Genomic DNA, 18,066 nt, shown 5'->3' with positions numbered 1-18,066 from the left:
TTCATCAATGGTGGCCATGCCACCGCTCCAGCTCACACCAGTCACCTTGCCAAAGCCGTCCGCACCCCAGGCAACGTTGTCCACTATGTTGCCTGTGACTGATAACGGCTCACGCTCACCAACGTCATTACCCTCTGACTCACCCTCACCACGCGATTTCAGCAAGTCATCCTCGTCCACATTAACCGTGTCGCTGCTACCTTCTTGCTGCAGCACCGGTACGTCATCCAGCACAACGATATCCAGCGTTGCGCTGGTTGTATCACCGTCATCATCGGTCAAGGTCACCGTTAGGCTCTCACCCAATTGCAGGTCAGAAGCGGGTTGTTGATGAGCTTCATTATCAAGGAGGGTATAGCTGTAGGAGACACTGCCGTTACCGGTAACGGGATCGTAGGTTATTGCGGTGATTTGCAATCCATTGCCAAGCGGTGTCTCAATGGATACAGGCAGAGCAACCACGGTGCCATTGCTGATCAACTGGATCGCCCCGATTGCCAGCGTTTGCACACCATCAGGGGCATTAAAAGTAAACACCCCACTTTGAGTTAACGCGGCAGCATTAGGTGCCGAACCGTCGGCCAAGTTGGCATCACTGACCAACACCTCTCCCCCTTCCAGAGTCAGCCCATCAAGGCCTACCGCCTCATCTACCGGAGTAATGGAGATAACGAGTGTTGAAGTCACTGTATCCTGGCCATCAGTTACCTGATAGTTCACCGGCGGAACTGCACCATCATAGTTAGGAGCCGGAGTAAAGGTATAGCTCCCATCCGGATTGATGATCAGCGTGCCCACTCCGGTAATGGTGGCAGCAACACCGGCAGGGACTCCGATATTGATACCCCAGTCATATGAAACGATAGAGGCATCAGCAGGTCCATCTGGATTGGTGCTATTTTCGAGCAGATTCCCGCTGACCTGAGAGTCTTCGAGAGTCACGACGGTTTCACCCAAATCATCAAGCTGATTCTCAAGAATTAAATCTTCGGCCTGATTTTCATTGATGACAGCCGCCGTATCGTAGGTGGTATCAAACCCTGCAGCCGCTATCGTAGCATCACCAGTTCGATCGATAGTGACAAAGCCACCATTACCACTCGCTCCGGCTACGCCTCCAATACCGCCACCACCACCGGCAGCAGGAGCACCACCAGCGGCAGAAGCCTCAAAATTCTGAGTAGGATCCACACCTTGCAAAATCGATTGCTGCAATGCGGCAATATCGGCAGGGGCACCTTCGGTGGGCGAAGCCCCTTGCGGTTGACCTGGTTCAACCGACTCGGAACCCGAAGCTGAATTCTGTGCAGGTGTATCGTCATAAGGGGAAAGTGCCAGCTTGGCATCGTCCGCTATGGTCAACTTGGCTCCGGGTTGGAGGATTTCACCTTTTTGCAGAGGGCGGCTGCTTCCATCAGCCAGCACAATCTCCACATTGCCTTCGACGGCTGAGACAACCACGGACTTGTCGATAATTTGGGTACGCATATCCATTGCTCCAACGTGACAGATCTTGATGTCTATACCGTAGAAGGAGATAGCGTTCTGTTCCGTTGCAAATATGTATGCATTTCGCTCAGCATCGAACAGATACACGGAAATAAATCGAAAAGTTGAGTTTTTTCAATATAAATCAGCACACTACGAATAGCTTCATTCAGCGCCGCGCGTACTTTGATTATATAAAGATGGAGAAAAGAGAATTGATAGATATAAAAATGACCCCATTCGGGGCCATTTCATTGCGTCTAATTCAAGACAACGGAAAGGCAGGGTGAACAAATCCCTGATAACCATCGATATGCAACTTGGAAAGCAGTTCCACTTGATGTTGATCCTCGACACGGGTCGCAATGGTGGTCACACCGGCATTGTGTGCGGCGCGACACACTGCAGCCAGGAATGAGGTGTCAGCCCCCGGCTCCATGACCTGACTGGTATAACCGTGATCGACCTTGACATAAGCCGGCGACAGCTCCTCCAGATAGCCCAGAGACTGGAAGTGACGACCATAGTGGTCAACCCCCCACTGGAAGCCATGAGCTTGCAAGGTGCCAACCAACGCAGCCACGTTGTCTTTATGTTTCATGATGGCAGCTTCAGGTATTTCAAATAACAACCGCTCTTTGAGCTCTGCATGCTCGGTCAGATAGCGCGTCAGCCAGGTTAAAAATTCATCCGAGCAGAGCGAGCCAGCAGTGATGTTGATCGCCAGTACCAGATCAGACTGTTTTTGCAGTAATGGAACGCAAGCATCAAGCACCGCTTGGTCAAACTCACCACCCAATTTGAACTGTTCAATCGCGGGCAAGAACTGACCTGCAAAATAATCAGTGCCATCCCGAGAGATAGAAGCAAACAGCTCGGCATGCAACCTTGCTCCATTATCAAACCGGCAAGCTGGTTGGGCTTTGAAGCGCCAAAGTTGTCGTGAAATGGCATCTTGTACCAAATCTCGCCAGGCCAAACGCCCCATCAAACCTTGTTCGGTCCCCCCTTCCATCACCACAGCACCACGGCGTTCATTGCGCGCCTTGCCAAGCGCATTATCGGCTTTGGTCAACAAGGCAGAGAGATCATCATTACCATCACGACCTGCAATACCGATGACGGAGAGCGCATCCCCTTCGCCCATTGGATTCACCACCAGATCGGCAATGCGGCTATTAATCACTTCAGCCAGCTCTTTTAGCTGAGTCAGATCGTCAGTTGGACAGAGCAGCGCATATTCCGTCGCGGAGATCCGTGCCAAGGCTGCGCCATCCCACCCTTTTAATTGCTCTTTCAAAGCCTGAGCTATCGATTTGACCATGTTGTCGCGGGCAGCAAAGCCTTCATCGCGATAGATATCATCCAGCATGTCGACCGCAACCAGCATGACGCCACCTTGGCCAGCCTCCGCTATCCATGCGTTTACCTGACCCACAAAATAGGCTCGGTTGCCAAGCCCTGACACGGCATCGACATAAACCCGCTCACGCAATTTCTCGGCCTCATCGGCTTGCTCTTTGAACTGCAACGCCAACTTGCTTGAGAGGGTGTTGATCGCCTGAACGACCTGCTTCAATTCATGGGTTTTAGGCTCCGGGATCGTATGACCGAAATGGTGCAGCTCAATCTCGACGGCTTGATCACAGATCTGTTTGAGTGGCTTGAGCAAGTAGTTGAGTGCTCTCATCAACAAAATTGTGGTGATCAAAAAGCCGACCAGAAACCAGCTCGCCAGCTCGCTCATCCCCCGCCACAACTCGTAATAAGCCTGGCCGGGGTGACCCACTACTTTTAATTTTCCAAGCTGCAACCAGCCAGACGTCAGAATTGACTCGTTGGATACCTCAGGAAACAGTCCCAAATTTACAAACCACCGCGGTACCCCCTGAATATTGTTGGTATTTTCCTGCTCGATGACATCCTTTGATGCCAGCAGATCAAGGCGAACCAGTCGATAATAGCCACCATCAAAAATGGCCTGGATCACCGACTCGGCACCGACCTTGTCACCGTTTTCCAGATAGGGGGTGAGCGCAAGCCCCAGCGAGGTTGCCGTATTGATGACCGTTGTTTCCTGTTGCTGCGCCAGATAAGTGCGGGTTGAATTGAATTGCACCCAGTATGTGGCCGCAAATAACAATCCAAACAGCAGCAGCATGGTGGCTAATAACTGTCGATAGAGCGTCATAGGTTAATCATCCAAATTCACCACTGGCCGAGCCAATCGCCCCGAGGTCATGCGATTGCGTAAATCATTCCATAATCCCAAGCGGGATGATTGACCAGCCAGTTCCCCTTGGCCTCGTGCCTTCATCAACCACAAGTGACTACCGTTAAAACTGTAAATAGGCACCAGATCACGCCGCTGTGTGGCTGGGCGAATCGAGCCTATCAAATTATCCAAAATAACCGGAACGGAAGAGGGTGTCTCATAATATGCCACCACCATGTGAAACTGGTTGTAATCAAGAGCCTTAACGTACACCATCCGCATTTTATCATCCGGGATCCCAAGCTCGAGCAGCGTAGAGTATTTGGCGATACTGAAATCTTCACAGTCTCCCCCAGCGGCTCCCAAAAATTCTAGCGGGGTTGCCCAATAATCCTTTTTGCGCCACAACTTGATATCGTCAATAAAACGCATCCGATTGAAAAAATTATTTACTCGCTCAAGCTTTTTTTCTTCGCTCAGGGCCCTGCCCTTCGTCTCCATGACCAGCATACGCCAACTAGTTACACGCTTGCCGGCTCTGGCGCCATAGGTCTGCTCCGCCCGTTTGATCAAGTTGAGATCTTCCTGTGGCAGAGGCTGACTGGCACAGAGCAGAAGTGAGAAGGGTAACAGCAGGATCCATAAGGAGTGGCGCAGAGCGCGTAAGGATCGGTATCTCCATTCATTAAGAAGATAACCCCATCTGCCGCCGGTTCCGCGCTGGAGTGTCACGTCATATTCCTGCTGCATTATTGCTGCTGCACTCCTCAAAGCCCGTGCAACCATCTGCTTTAGCCAAACATGGTGACTGCCAGCAGCAGTCACCATGTTGGCGTTCATGATCCCAGCGGGATCATGGGCAAACGGTTATTGCCTAGCCTGCCATTCAGCGGGTTGTTTGACGCTAAATGCATTGAGCAGGCTACCTGTCGCGTTGAGAATGCGATAGTCCGCCAGCAGTGCATCATACTCGGCAGTAATGTAGCTGCGACGCGCCTCGAACAGTTCGTTCTCGGTGTTCAATACGTCCAGCAATGTCCGTTGACCCAACCCAAACTGCTTCTTGTATGCCTGCACGGTGTCATAGCTGGCGTCAACATGCTCTTTCAGGAAGGTCTTCTGCTTGGCCAGCGACTCTTTCGCGTTCCAGGCCAGACGAGTGCCTTCCTCCACCTGGCGGAACGCATTCAAATGAATGTCTTTCGCCTGAGAGTAAAGCGCCGATGTTGCATTGCTCTCTGCCACATCAGAGCCGCCACGGAACAGGTTGTAACGCATCCGCACCATTGCGGTCAGATCATCGTTTCGCCCTTTGACCGCATCGATATCCTCATTCCAGTTCTGATCGACCTCGAATGTCACATTGGGGTAGAAACCGGATTTGGCACCTTCATGCTGATACTTGGCCGCTTCGATATCCTGCAAGGAAGAGAGCAAGGTCGGATGGACTTCGGTCGCTGTTTTCAGCGCACTATCGAGGCTTGTCGGTATAAGCTCGGTATTGGGAACCGGCTGAACCAGATCTTTGGGTACCTCGTTCACGACACGAATAAATTCACTCTCTGCGTCGCGATAGTTGTTTTCAGCCGCAGCCTGATTTGAATAGGCCCTGGCAACACGACCTTCAATCTGGGTCTGATCCGCAGTAGAGCCAAGCCCTGAATCAGTCCGCTTGCTGATGTCGCTGCGGATCTGTTCGTGGGTTTCCAGGTTTTGTTTGGAAAGCTCCAGAATCTCCTGCTGGCGCAGCATATTGAGGTAGACCTCAGCTACTCGCAGCGCGGTATTTTCAGCTTCGGAGATCATCGCCAGACGCTGGGCATTGGCTTCAGCTTCGGTTCTGGAGACGTTGTTGCTGACATCAAAGCCATCAAACAACATTTGCCGCAGACTGAGTCCGGCTTCTTTACGCGTCAGTGAATCATCGCCCCTGAACCCAGGAGCACGAGTTGTAGGGCTATCAGTTTTTTCATAGCCTACGCCACCACGCAGATCGATCGTAGGATAATAGCCACCCTTGGCTCCATCATGCTGATAGAGTCGTGCCTGATACAGATCAAACGCTTCCTTGATCTTGGGATGCGTAGCAAGTGTCTGTGCCACCGACTCTTCCAGAGTCTGGGCCTGACCCAAACTCGGGATCAGGATGCAGCCACTGACCAGCATGGCAACAATCGTTTTTTTCATGTTATCTCCAGTCATGTTTTGTTTTTAGATTGTTGGCTTATCGTTCTCTCAGTGCCGACTGCTTTGCCCGTAAAATCGGCTTAAGCAAATAGTCTAGGACACTTTTTTTACCAGTAATGATATCAGCACTGGCTAACATACCGGGGATGATGGGAAGTGCGTTAAGCTCATCGCCCAAGTAACTCTTCTCTGTCCGAACCCGAACCAGATAAAAGGAGTTCCCCTCCTCATCCTGGATCGAATCCGCACTTATCTGTTCAACCTTGCCATGCAATCCTCCATAGATTGTAAAGTCGTAGGCAGTAATTTTGACGATGGCATCCAGCCCCGGTCGCAGGAAAGCGATATCTTTCGGTGACACCTTGGCTTCTACCAGCAAGGTATCCTCCAGCGGCACAATCTCCATCAAATCCATACCGGGCTGAACCACGCCGCCCAGGGTGTTGATCTTGAGCTTCTTGATGGTGCCCTTGAGCGGTGCAATCACGCTGGTCCGGTCTACCCTGTCTCGCAAGCCAACCTGCCCTTCTGATAACTGGCCAAGCCGCCCCTGTTTCTCATTCAGTTCAGTCTGGGAATCTGCTCTGAACTTCAACGCAATATCATTACGCTTGGAGATGGTCTCACGCAGTACCGAATTGAGTTTTGGGATCAGCAGACGGTTGCTCTCCAGCTCCCCCTGCATCTCGTTGACCTGCCGCTCAAGCTTGATCAGCTCCACTTGAGGCACTATACCTTCTTTCGCCAACGGACGGCTAATATTCAGTTCCTGTCTGGCCAAATCCACACTGCGATTCACGGTGCGGATCTTGGCATTCAGTTCAATCAGCTCCTGCTCTTTCTGTTCGATTTGCTGACCAAGAATATAGAGCTGGTTCTTCAGGTTATTGAGGCGATCCCGCTGTACAGACCGCTCACGGTGTGCGTATTCGGCAAAGACAGTTTCATAACCATCGGGAAACTGGATTGGCGCTTCACCCACCACGACCTGTTCACGCCACCCTAACGCTGGGTCGTTTTTCACCTCGACGCTGGCCATCTCGGCGCGCAGACGGGCCACATCCCCCTTCAGGGTGACTACCTCTTGCTCCCGTTCTCTAAAGTCGGAGCGGAAACGGGTGTCATCAATACGCAGCAGCGGCTGCCCCTTCTCGACGATGTCCCCCTCTTTGACGAAGATCTCTTTGACGATCCCCCCTTCCAGGTTCTGTATCACCTGCAGCTGACGGGACGGAATAACCTTGCCCTGACCAACAGTGACTTCATCCAGTTCGGCCCAGGCCGCCCAGACGATGGCACTCATGAAAAAGAGGAAACAGCACCATAGCAGGATACGAGCTCCGGTCGGCGTGGTCAGCAGTACAGCTGCCGCGCCGTCATCGACAAACTCCAGATGCTCGGGTGCTGGCAATACCTCGCCGGAAGGCGTCTTTTTGCTGCGCTTGAACCAGTCCATGAGCCCCTTAACCATGGGACACCTCCTGCACGCGCACCTTGCCTTCCTTCAACTGCTGCAACACCACCTCTTTGGGGCCATCAGCAACGATCTGCCCCTGCTCGATAACGATCACTCGCGATGCCACATCCAGCATCGAGGTTTTGTGAGTGATGAGGATCAATGTGGTTTCCGGGCCCAGTCTGGCGAGCTCCTGTTTGACCTGCATCTCGGACTGGTTGTCCATGTTGGAGGTCGGCTCATCCATCACCAGAATGGGGGGATCATTGAGCAGGGCGCGTGCCAGCAGGATCGACTGACGCTGACCACCGGAGAGCTGACGGCCACCCTCACCTATCTGCCGATCCAGCCCGTTGGGATCCCTGTTGGTAAAGTTGGTGACACCCGCCCGCTTGGCGGCGCGCAAGACTCTCACATCATCCACCAGCGGATTACCCAGCATGATGTTGTCCCGCACAGATCCGAAAAAGAGAATGACATCTTGCGGAACACAGCCGATATTGCGACGGATCACCGCAGGCGGCAGTTGATCAAGTTCAAAACCGTCGATACGTACCGAACCATCGGTCGGTCGATACAACCCCATCAACAGCTTCTCGAGGGTCGTTTTACCCGCCCCAATCCGGCCGATAATCGCCACTTTTTCGCCCGGCTGAATGCGCAAATTGATATTGTGCAGGGTGCTGGTTTCCATTCCCGGATATTTGAAGGAGACATTTTCAAATTCAATGCGACCGGCAATCACCGGATGATGGATATATTGCTTGCCCTCCTCCTGCTCTCCCGGGGTTTGCATGATTTTTTCCAGAATATCCAGTGCTGACTTGGCCTGGTTATAACGGGTCGACAACACGGAGAGTTGCACCATGGGCGCAATGGCGCGGCTGGAGAGCATCACGGCGGCAATCATGCCCCCCATGGTGACCAAACCTTCGGAGATCTGGTAAACACCGACGATCACCAGACCGACCGTCACCACCTGCTGGATATAGCTGGCCAGCGAGGACATGGAGTTGGTAATGCGGCGGGTCTGTACGCCCCAGGTGGAAATATGGGAGACGGCCTGTTCCCAGCGATGCTGGAACATGCTCTCGGCGCCGAAAATCTTGACGGTTTCCAGCCCGGAAATACTTTCAATCAGGTTGGCGTTCTTCTGGGACGCAAGGCGTGACCCCTCTTCGATGGACTGCTTGAGAGGCTCCTGAATATAGAAGCTGTAGGCGATGAGGATCAGCATGGCGACGATGGGAACCACCACCATTACGCCTGCAAACATCCAGATAATAAAAAGGAAGAAGACGGCAAAGGGGAGATCGATAAGAGTAGAAACCGTTGCGGAGGTGAAAAACTCCCGCACCGACTCAAATTCCTGCAGATGTTTGGCGAAAGCACCGGTGGAAGCGGGACGAGATTCCATCCGCATACCCATCACCTTGGCGAAAATCTTGGCGGACAGCAGCACATCAGACTTTTTACCGGCAATGTCGATAAAGTAACTGCGCAACTGCCGCATCACAAAATCGAAGGTAAAGACCACCATAGCCCCGACAGCCAGCACCCAGAGCGAATCAAACGCCAGATTGGGCACAATCTTGTCATAGACGTTCATGGTGAAAAGAGGACTGGCGATGGCAAACAGGTTGATCAGAATGGAGGCGATCAGCACATCGCGATAGATGCCGCGGGATTCGAACAAGGTGCTCCAGAACCAGTGTCCATCACGGGTTTCCAGTACCTTGGGCGAGCGCTCGTCAAACTTGAACTGCTTCTTTACATAGAAGAGGCGTCCCAGATACTCATCACCCAATTGGGCTGCGGTCAGCCATTGCGCGGCATCACCGGCCTGCGGGAAAATCACTTTCCCCTGGCTGCGATCTTCGTTCCACTCCAGCAAAATGCAGGCACCACCACTGCGCATCTGCAATACACAAGGCAGCAGCAAGGGAGAAATATCGGCCAGTGGCTGTATCACTTCACGGGCGGATAACCCGCCCCGCTCGGCAGCACGGCAAAAGAGTGCGGTTGTCAGGCGTCCGGAGACCAGTGGCAACCCAGTCGTCAGGGCATCCTGACTATTGGGCACACCATAAAAACGGGTCAAGAAGACCAGACACTCCAATAACTCATCAATACGACTTGTTTCTGCTTGCATAGCATCCTGTCACTGCATAAATGAGGTAGATAAGAGCGTTCATCGCTCATATTTCCCTGCTATAGCCACGCTAAAACCGAGTGGCCTTCCCGCTGATAAGACTGATCAGGGGATAAACCTGTCCAGATAGATCGCGACACTCATCGCCAATTTCCCGGCACAGCAGCAATGGTGGCATGATTCGTTATTGGTAAAAATAATCGGCTCATCAACACCATGCTAACACTGCAACCAGGGTGAATGTCGGAGTTAATTGATAATGACATTTATTATGGCGCACCACTATATCAACCGGCACGTACCAAAACTATAGTTTAGGGTATGAAGTTTTTTATATAACCCTATGTTTTACGTGAAAATAATAATCTGGCGCTCAATTATAGGTCAGGAAGTATGAAGGGTCTGCCCAACGCGTGACCTTGCGGGCCGTTCAATGAGAGTGCTTTGGCAATATCCGCCATGGCCGTCCAGCGATTTTCACACCAGGCTGGCGCCAACAGGGTTGGACGGCGCGCGGAGGCCGAAATCCGGTGATACACCACCTCGGGCGGCGTGTGCTGGATCATGGCAACGGCCGCTTCCACATACTGCTCCAGCGTCAATACCTCAAGGCGCCCCGCCTGCCATGCCTTGCCAAGAGTACTACCCTCAACCACATGAAGCGGATGCAACTTGATCCCCTCAACACCGGTCTCAACGATACGATGCAGGGTATCGAGGCTGTCCATCGGCACCTCCCCCGGCAGGCCGACGATCAGATGAGCACATACCTTGATGCCGCGCTGATGGGCACGTCTTACCGCATCCTCATAGGCGGCATAACCATGGCCGCGGTTGATCCGTTGCAGAGTCTTGTCGTTAGCGCTTTGCAGCCCGAGCTCCAGCCACACCTCGTAACCCCGGGCCTGATAGCCCGCCAACAGATCCAGCACCGCATCCGGCACGCAATCGGGGCGAGTGCCCACGCAGAGCCCCACCATATCGCTCACCGACAGCGCCTCTTCATACATCCGCTGCAGATATTCGACCTCGGCATAGGTGCTGGTATAGGCCTGAAAATAGGCAAGATAGCGCTTTGCACGGGTGACTTCGTCCCGGCGAGCCAGCAATTGTTGCACCACGGAGAGTTGTTGGGCCGACTCGTCGGCAAAAGAGGATACGTTGCAGAAGGTGCAGCCACCACGGCCCAGGGTGCCGTCACGGTTCGGGCAGGTGAAGGCCCCGTGGATGGAGAGTTTGTGGATCTTCTGACCATGACGCTGCTTGAGATCCTGACCGAATGTATTGACGAGTTCGTGTAACTGCATGACACCTCCGCTAAAGGAGCGCCATTGTACGAGCTTGCGCAAAACAGGGGCTGAGCTGGATCAAGCTAGCGGAGAGGGTAAAACATATAAATACCCGACCAATTTTGAATAAATATAGAGAAAAAGCGCAAAAAAAGGATTTTTGCAGTTCTTTGACGATTCAAACAGTAAACATCCATATGAAAATGAGACCTGATAACCCACTGTTGAACAATGAAAAATCCAAAGAGACCCGACAGCACACAATTGCAAGCATGGGATATTGAAAATGTGATCCCTTCCGCTGTCGGCCACATCTGGTTGGTAAAATTACTACATTCGCCCATCGTCGCCGAGCGCACCATTGAGCCCGTCAATGGCGATATATTTAACCAATAAAATCAAACCATACAGAATAAACACTCCATAACTGCGAGCTAATCCCCCTAACCCGACATTTTGTTATGCGAATGTAACCATGAAGACAAACCTGACCTGCGATTGACCTCGCCAGAAAATCCCATTAGTTTGGAGATTCGCCACGTCAGGCAGACGGAACCACAAGAGCCAATCGCAATTTATGCAGTCAGGTGATGACTGTGCGATACAAGGCCGAGCAAGGGAGAAATGCAATGTCACTATATGATCCAAAGCTGGAGAGGGATAACTGTGGCTTCGGCCTGTTGGCCCACATGGAAGGGGAAGCCAGCCACAAGCTTGTCCGTCTCGCGATGTCAGCATTGGCTCGCATGCAGCACCGCGGAGGGATCTCCGCCGATGGCAAGACCGGCGATGGTTGCGGTCTGCTGCTGCAAAAACCGGACAGCTTCTTCAGAGCTGTCGCCGAGGAGAAGGGATGGCACCTTGGCCGCAACTATGCGGTCGGCATGCTGTTTCTCAACCCTGACCCCGTATTGGCCCAGCAGACCCGCGACATCATCGACGAAGAGCTGGAAAAAGAGACCCTGAGTCTGGTCGGCTGGCGCAAGGTGCCCGTCGATACCAACGTACTGGGTACCATCGCAAAAGCCTCCCTACCCAGCATTGAACAGGTCTTTGTCAACGCCCCGCCCGGCTGGGTCGACAAGGATCTCGAGCGCCGCCTCTATATCGTGCGTCGCCGCATCGAAAAGCGCGTCAACGACGACTACTTCTATGTGGTCAGCCTCTCCAACCTGGTCACCGTCTATAAAGGGCTGTGCATGCCGGTGGACTTGCCGCGCTTCTATCTGGATCTCGCCGACATCCGTATGCAGGCGGCCATCTGCGTCTTCCACCAGCGCTTCTCCACCAACACCAGCCCGCGCTGGCCGCTGGCGCAGCCGTTTCGCTATCTGGCCCACAACGGCGAGATCAACACCATCGCCGGCAACCGCCAGTGGGCCAAAGCGCGCAGCTACAAGTTTGCGACGCCGCTCATTCCCGATTTGCAGGAAGCGGCCCCCTTCGTCAACACCACGGGGTCGGATTCCTCCAGTCTCGACAACATGCTGGATCTCTTCCTCGCCGGTGGCATGGACCTGTTCCGCGCCATGCGCCTGTTGATCCCGCCAGCATGGCAAAAGCACCCGAACATGGATGACGACCTGCGCGCCTTCTACGACTTCAACTCCATGCACATGGAGCCGTGGGACGGCCCGGCCGGTATCGTCATGACCGATGGTCGCTACGCCACCTGCGCACTTGATCGCAACGGTCTGCGTCCGGCCCGCTACGTCATCACTAAGGACAAGTTCATTACCCTCGCCTCAGAAGTCGGCACCTGGGACTACACCCCGGACGAAGTGCTGGAGAAGGGCCGGGTCGGCCCGGGCGAGCTGTTCGTGGTCGATACCAGCAACGGCAAGGTGTGGACCAGCTTCGAGATCGATGACGACCTCAAGAACCGTCACACCTACAAGCAGTGGATGGATAAACATTGCCGCCGACTGGTCCCCTTCGAGCAGATGGACGACAGCCAGACCGGTAGCCGCGAGTTCTCCGACAACCAGCTGAAAACCTATCAGAAGCTGTTTGGCTACTCCTTCGAGGAGCTGGATCAGATCATCCGGGTGCTCGGTGAAAATGGTCAGGAAGCGGTGGGCTCCATGGGGGATGATACCCCGATGGCGGTGCTCTCCTCCGGCCCGCGCACCCTTTATGACTACTTCCGCCAGATGTTTGCCCAGGTGACCAACCCGCCCATCGATCCGCTGCGTGAGAACCACGTGATGTCGCTGGCCACCTGTATCGGTCGCGAGCAGAACGTCTTCAACGAGACCTTCGGCCACGCCCACCGGGTGCTGTTCCAGTCGCCGATCCTGCTCTACTCCGACTTCCACCAGCTGCTGGCACTGGAAGGTGAGTACTACCGCCATCAGGTGATCAGCCTCAACTTCAAGCCCGAAGAGGGGCTGGAAGCGGCCATCGTGCGCATCTGCGACGAGGCCAAAACTGCTGCCAGGAGTGGCACCGTGCTGCTGGTGCTGTCGGATCGCGATATCAGCGCCGACACCCTGCCGATCCCGGCCGCCATGGCGGTGGGTGCAGTGCAGCGCACCCTGGTGGACAACAACCTGCGCTGCGACGCCAACATTCTGGTGGAGACTGCAAGCTGCCGCGATCCGCACCACTTCTCTGTGCTGCTGGGCTTTGGCGCGACCGCCATCTACCCCTATCTCGCCTACGAAACCCTGGCCAAACAGGTTGAAGAGGGCGTGCTCACCATGTCCCTGCGCCAGGCCATGGTCAACTATCGCAACGGCATCAACAAGGGGCTCTACAAGGTGATGTCCAAGATGGGCATCAGCACGGTCGCCAGCTACCGCTGCTCCCAGCTGTTCGAAGCTGTGGGCCTGGCCAAGTCTGTGGTCGATACCTGCTTCCACGGCGTATCGAGCCGTATTCAGGGTGCCGATTTTGCCGACATCCAGCAGGATCAGCACAATCTGGCCCGTCAGGCCTGGCTGGTGCGCAAGCCCCTCCCCCATGGCGGCCTGCTCAAGTTCGTCCACGGCGGCGAGTACCACACCTACAACCCGGACGTGGTACAGACCCTGCAAACCGCGGTGCGCTCCGGCAACTATGCCGATTACAAGGAGTACGCCCGTCTGGTGAACGAGCGCCCGGTTGCCACCTTGCGCGATCTGCTGGCCCTGAAGAAGGTCGACAATCCGGTCGCGCTGGATCAGGTTGAGCCAGCCGACAAGTTGTTCCCCCGCTTCGACTCCGCTGCCATGTCCATCGGCGCCCTCGGCCCTGAAGCCCACGAGGCACTGGCTGTCGCCATGAACCGCCTCGGCGGTCAGAGCAACTCCGGCGAAGGTGGCGAAGATCCCAAGCGTTTCGGTACCGAGAAGAACTCCCGCATCAAGCAGGTGGCTTCCGGCCGATTCGGTGTCACCCCCCACTACCTGATGAACGCCGATGTAGTGCAGATCAAGGTGGCTCAAGGCGCCAAGCCCGGTGAAGGGGGCCAGCTGCCCGGTGACAAGGTCACCGCCCAAATCGCCCAGCTGCGTTATTCCGTGCCCGGCGTGACCCTGATTTCACCGCCGCCGCACCACGACATCTACTCCATCGAGGATCTGGCCCAGCTCATCTTCGACATCAAGCAGATCAACCCGAGCTGTCTGGTGTCGGTGAAACTGGTCTCCGAGCCTGGCGTCGGCACCATCGCCTGCGGCGTGGCCAAGGCCTATGCCGACTTCATCACCATCTCAGGTTATGACGGCGGCACTGGCGCGAGCCCCCTCACCTCGGTCAAATATGCCGGCTCCCCGTGGGAACTGGGTCTGGCTGAAACCCAGCAGGCGCTGGTCGCCAACGGTCTGCGCCACAAGGTGCGGCTGCAGGTGGATGGCGGTCTCAAAACCGGCCTCGACATCATCAAGGCGGCCATCCTCGGCGCCGAGAGCTTCGGCTTTGGCACCGGCCCCATGGTGGCGCTCGGTTGCAAATACCTGCGTATTTGCCACTTGAACAACTGCGCCACCGGCGTTGCCACTCAGGATGAGAAGCTGCGTCGCGAGCACTTCACCGGTCTGCCGGAGATGGTGATGAACTACTTCAAGTTCATCGCCGAGGAGACCCGCGAGCTGATGGCCCAGCTCGGCGTCACCCAGCTGACCGACCTGATTGGCCGCACCGATCTGCTGGAAGCCCTGCCCGGCCTCACCGCCCGTCAGGCCAAGCTGGATCTCTCTGGCATTCTGGCCCGTCCGGTTGCGCCGGCAGGCTCCAGCCTGTTCAGCCAGCAGCACAACCCCACCTTCGACAAGGGGCCGCTCAACCTGAAAATGGTGGAAGATCTGCTGGAAGCGGTGGAAACCTCAAGCGGTGGCGAGTTCCGCTACGACATTCGCAACACCGACCGCTCGGTGGGGGCGCGTCTCTCGGGCGAGATCGTCAAACGTCACGGCAATCAGGGGATGGCGGCAGATCCGGTCAAGGTGCACTTCAACGGCACTGCAGGCCAGAGCTTCGGCGTCTGGAACGCGGGTGGCCTCGAGATGATCCTCACCGGTGACGCCAACGACTATGTGGGCAAGGGGATGACCGGCGGCAAGCTGGTGATCAAGCCCCATGTCGGCGTGGCGTTCAAATCCCATGAAGCCGCCATCATCGGCAACACCTGCCTCTACGGCGCCACCGGCGGCAAACTCTACGCCGCGGGCACTGCCGGCGAGCGTTTCGCGGTGCGCAACTCCGGCGCACTGGCGGTGGTCGAGGGAATTGGCGACAACGGTTGTGAATATATGACCGGCGGCATCGTCACCGTGCTCGGTCAGACCGGCGTCAACTTCGCGGCGGGCATGACCGGCGGCTTTGCCTACGTGCTCGACGAGTGCGGCAACTTCGCCAAGCGCACCAACCCCGAGCTGGTGGAACTGCTGGACGTGGCGGATCTCGCCATCCATCAGGAGCACCTGCGCGGCATCATCACGGCGCACCTCAATGAGACCGGCAGCTCGCGCGCCGAGGAGATCCTGGCCAACTTCGACTCCTATGTGCCCAAGTTCAGGCTGATCAAACCCAAGTCCAGCGACGTGAAATCGCTGCTGGGTCACACCAGCCGTTCCAGTGCAGAACTCAGAATCCAGGCGCAATAAGGAGGGAACCCTATGAGCCAGAACGTATTTCAGTTTATCGATGTCCAGCGGGTCGACCCGCCCAAGAAGCCGCTCAAGATCCGCAAAATCCAGTTTGTGGAGATCTACGAGTCCTTCAATCAGCCGCAGGTACAGATGCAGGCGGATCGCTGCCTCGAGTGCGGCAACCCCTATTGCGAGTGGAAGTGTCCGGTCCACAACTACATCCCCAACTGGCTGAAGCTGGCCAAAGAGGGGCGCATTCTGGAGGCAGTGGAGCTCTCCCACCAGACTAACAGCCTGCCGGAAGTGTGCGGTCGGGTCTGCCCGCAGGATCGCCTCTGTGAAGGCTCCTGCACCCTCAACGATCGCTTCGGCGCGGTGACCATCGGCAACATCGAAAAATACATCACCGACAAGGCGTTCGAGATGGGCTGGAAGCCCGATCTCTCGAACGTGGTCAAGACCGGCAAGCGGGTCGCCGTCATCGGTGCCGGCCCTGCGGGCCTCGCCTGTGCCGATGTGCTGGCACGCAATGGCGTAACTCCGGTGGTGTTTGACAAGTATCCGGAGATCGGTGGCCTGCTCACCTTCGGTATCCCCTCCTTCAAGCTGGAAAAAGAGGTGATGCAGCGTCGCCGCGAGATCTTCCAGGGGATGGGCGTGGAGTTTCGTCTCGAGACCGAAGTGGGCAAGGACATCACCTTCGCTGACCTGCTCGGCGAGTTCGATGCGGTCTTCCTCGGGGTCGGCACCTACAAGTACATGAAGGGCGGCTTTGCCAACGAAGAGGCGCCGGGCGTCTATGACGCCCTGCCCTACCTCATCGCCAACGCCAACCGGTTGCTGGGGTTCGAGAAGGCACAAGCCGACTACATCGACTTCGCCGGCAAGCAGGTGGTGGTGCTGGGCGGTGGCGATACCGCCATGGACTGCGTGCGTACCGCCATCCGTCAGGGGGCTGACAAGGTGATCTGCGCCTATCGCCGCGACGAGGAGAACATGCCGGGCTCCAAGCGGGAGGTGAAAAACGCCCGCGAGGAGGGGGTTGAGTTCATGTTCAACCTGCAACCGGTAGCGGTCGAGCTGGATGCCAGCGGTCGCACCGTCGGCATCAAAGTAGTGAGCACCGAGCTGGGTGAACCCGATGCCAATGGCCGCCGCAATCCGGTGGTTATCGAGGGCTCAGAGCAGGTGTTGGCCGCCGATGCGGTAGTGATGGCGTTTGGCTTCCAGCCCAACCCCCAGCCCTGGATGGCGGAGTTCGGCATCGAGCTCGACAACCGGGATCGCATCAAGGCGCGCGAGCAGGCGGAGTATGCCTTCCAGACCAGCAATCCCAAGGTGTTCGCCGGTGGCGACGCGGTACGCGGCTCCGATCTGGTGGTGACCGCCATCTACGAAGGGCGCAAAGCGGCCGAAGGGATCATGGACTATATGGCGGTCTGATCTGACCGGCCACAGCCGTGATGTTCCCTAACAATCAGCCCCGCCAATGCGGGGCTGATTTTTTGTTGCTACCCCCTACAAACGCACCACCAGCCACTCCCCCTTGCCGACCGGCACCAGCGAGGTGACAAAAGCGGGGTCCTGCCCGACCTCGTTCATCCACTCCACCATCTCGCTGCGATGGGAGATAGCGTTATCAACCACCAGCAGGCCACGGGGTGCCAGCAGGCGGCGGATCTGCGGCCACCATGCCCGGTAGTGCTGACGATCCGAATCGAGGAAGATGAGTTGATAACCGCCTTTCGGCAAGGTCGGTAACAGCTCCCCCGCATCCCCTGCCAGCAAGGTTACCCAGGGGGCCAGCACGCGCTTATCCTCATCCCGCTCAATGGTGGTCACGTGCCCCTCCAGCCGACGCACCGCTTCTGCCAGCCAAAGCGTGGAGTAACCATTGGAGGTGCCGATCTCCAGCACCGCCTGCGCCCCACGGGTCTGCACCAGCACTGACAGCAACTCCCCCGTGTCGCGGGTGATATTGAGCAGCTTGCGGTGTCGAGCCTGCTGCATGCTGTCATTGCGCTCGCCAAGCTGCTCCAGCTGGCGTTTTAACTGTTCCAGTTCCATCGATATCCCTTTCGTCCTTGCCCAAAACCTTTAGCCACGCATCTAAGCTTGGCATTTGGGAGTCAAATGATTGCTTTCAACCGCCATTCACACCACAAAGGATGAGAAAAGGACAACCATTTGAGGCAGAATTTGTGACG

At 55.8% G+C, this 18,066-nt stretch carries 10 protein-coding genes; 2 read left to right on the top strand and 8 right to left on the bottom strand.

What is annotated here, in order from left to right; all coding sequences use genetic code 11:
• The 7 genes from ACB040_RS18030 to ACB040_RS18000 form a co-directional block, all read right to left on the bottom strand.
• A partial coding sequence (locus ACB040_RS18030) for a retention module-containing protein (RefSeq protein ID WP_371155840.1) occupies nt 1-1,488 on the bottom strand: 1,488 nt, incomplete at its 3' end.
• A gap of 265 nt (nt 1,489-1,753) precedes the next feature.
• A complete protein-coding gene (locus ACB040_RS18025) occupies nt 1,754-3,679 on the bottom strand; it encodes an EAL domain-containing protein (RefSeq protein WP_042056178.1) in 1,926 nt (641 codons plus the stop codon).
• A 3-nt stretch (nt 3,680-3,682) separates the two neighbouring features.
• Complete coding sequence (locus ACB040_RS18020) at nt 3,683-4,435, bottom strand: transglutaminase-like cysteine peptidase (protein WP_235671900.1); 753 nt, start codon at nt 4,433-4,435, stop codon at nt 3,683-3,685.
• Nucleotides 4,436-4,570: 135 nt separating this feature from the next.
• Nucleotides 4,571-5,890 (bottom strand): TolC family outer membrane protein, encoded by a 1,320-nt coding sequence (locus ACB040_RS18015; protein WP_103251043.1) that lies wholly within the window; start codon nt 5,888-5,890, stop codon nt 4,571-4,573.
• Between the two features lie 37 nt (nt 5,891-5,927).
• Nucleotides 5,928-7,361, bottom strand: a complete 1,434-nt coding sequence (locus ACB040_RS18010) for an HlyD family type I secretion periplasmic adaptor subunit (protein WP_005350982.1) — start codon at nt 7,359-7,361, stop codon at nt 5,928-5,930.
• A complete protein-coding gene (locus ACB040_RS18005) occupies nt 7,354-9,498 on the bottom strand; it encodes a type I secretion system permease/ATPase (protein WP_005350980.1) in 2,145 nt (714 codons plus the stop codon). The genes ACB040_RS18010 and ACB040_RS18005 overlap by 8 nt, the downstream gene beginning before the upstream one ends.
• A 377-nt stretch (nt 9,499-9,875) precedes the next feature.
• Nucleotides 9,876-10,805, bottom strand: a complete 930-nt coding sequence (locus ACB040_RS18000) for a TIGR01212 family radical SAM protein (RefSeq protein ID WP_042083735.1) — start codon at nt 10,803-10,805, stop codon at nt 9,876-9,878.
• Nucleotides 10,806-11,416: 611 nt separating this feature from the next.
• On the opposite strand from ACB040_RS18000, the gene gltB reads away from it, so the two are divergent.
• Both gltB and ACB040_RS17990 read left to right on the top strand, forming a co-directional pair.
• Complete coding sequence (gene gltB / locus ACB040_RS17995) at nt 11,417-15,874, top strand: glutamate synthase large subunit (protein ID WP_371155844.1); 4,458 nt, start codon at nt 11,417-11,419, stop codon at nt 15,872-15,874.
• A gap of 12 nt (nt 15,875-15,886) precedes the next feature.
• A complete protein-coding gene (locus ACB040_RS17990) occupies nt 15,887-17,302 on the top strand; it encodes an FAD-dependent oxidoreductase (RefSeq protein WP_371155846.1) in 1,416 nt (471 codons plus the stop codon).
• Between the two features lie 75 nt (nt 17,303-17,377).
• Here ACB040_RS17990 and ACB040_RS17985 read toward each other — a convergent pair whose 3' ends face one another.
• Nucleotides 17,378-17,926 carry an O-methyltransferase gene (locus ACB040_RS17985; RefSeq protein WP_371155848.1) on the bottom strand — a complete coding sequence of 183 codons (549 nt, stop codon included), beginning with the start codon at nt 17,924-17,926 and terminating at the stop codon, nt 17,378-17,380.
• Nucleotides 17,927-18,066 lie beyond the last annotated feature (140 nt).

This window comes from Aeromonas sp. S11(2024) (assembly GCF_041402345.1).
Lineage (GTDB): Bacteria > Pseudomonadota > Gammaproteobacteria > Enterobacterales > Aeromonadaceae > Aeromonas > Aeromonas veronii.
This window is presented reverse-complemented; position numbering and strand designations above follow the sequence as displayed.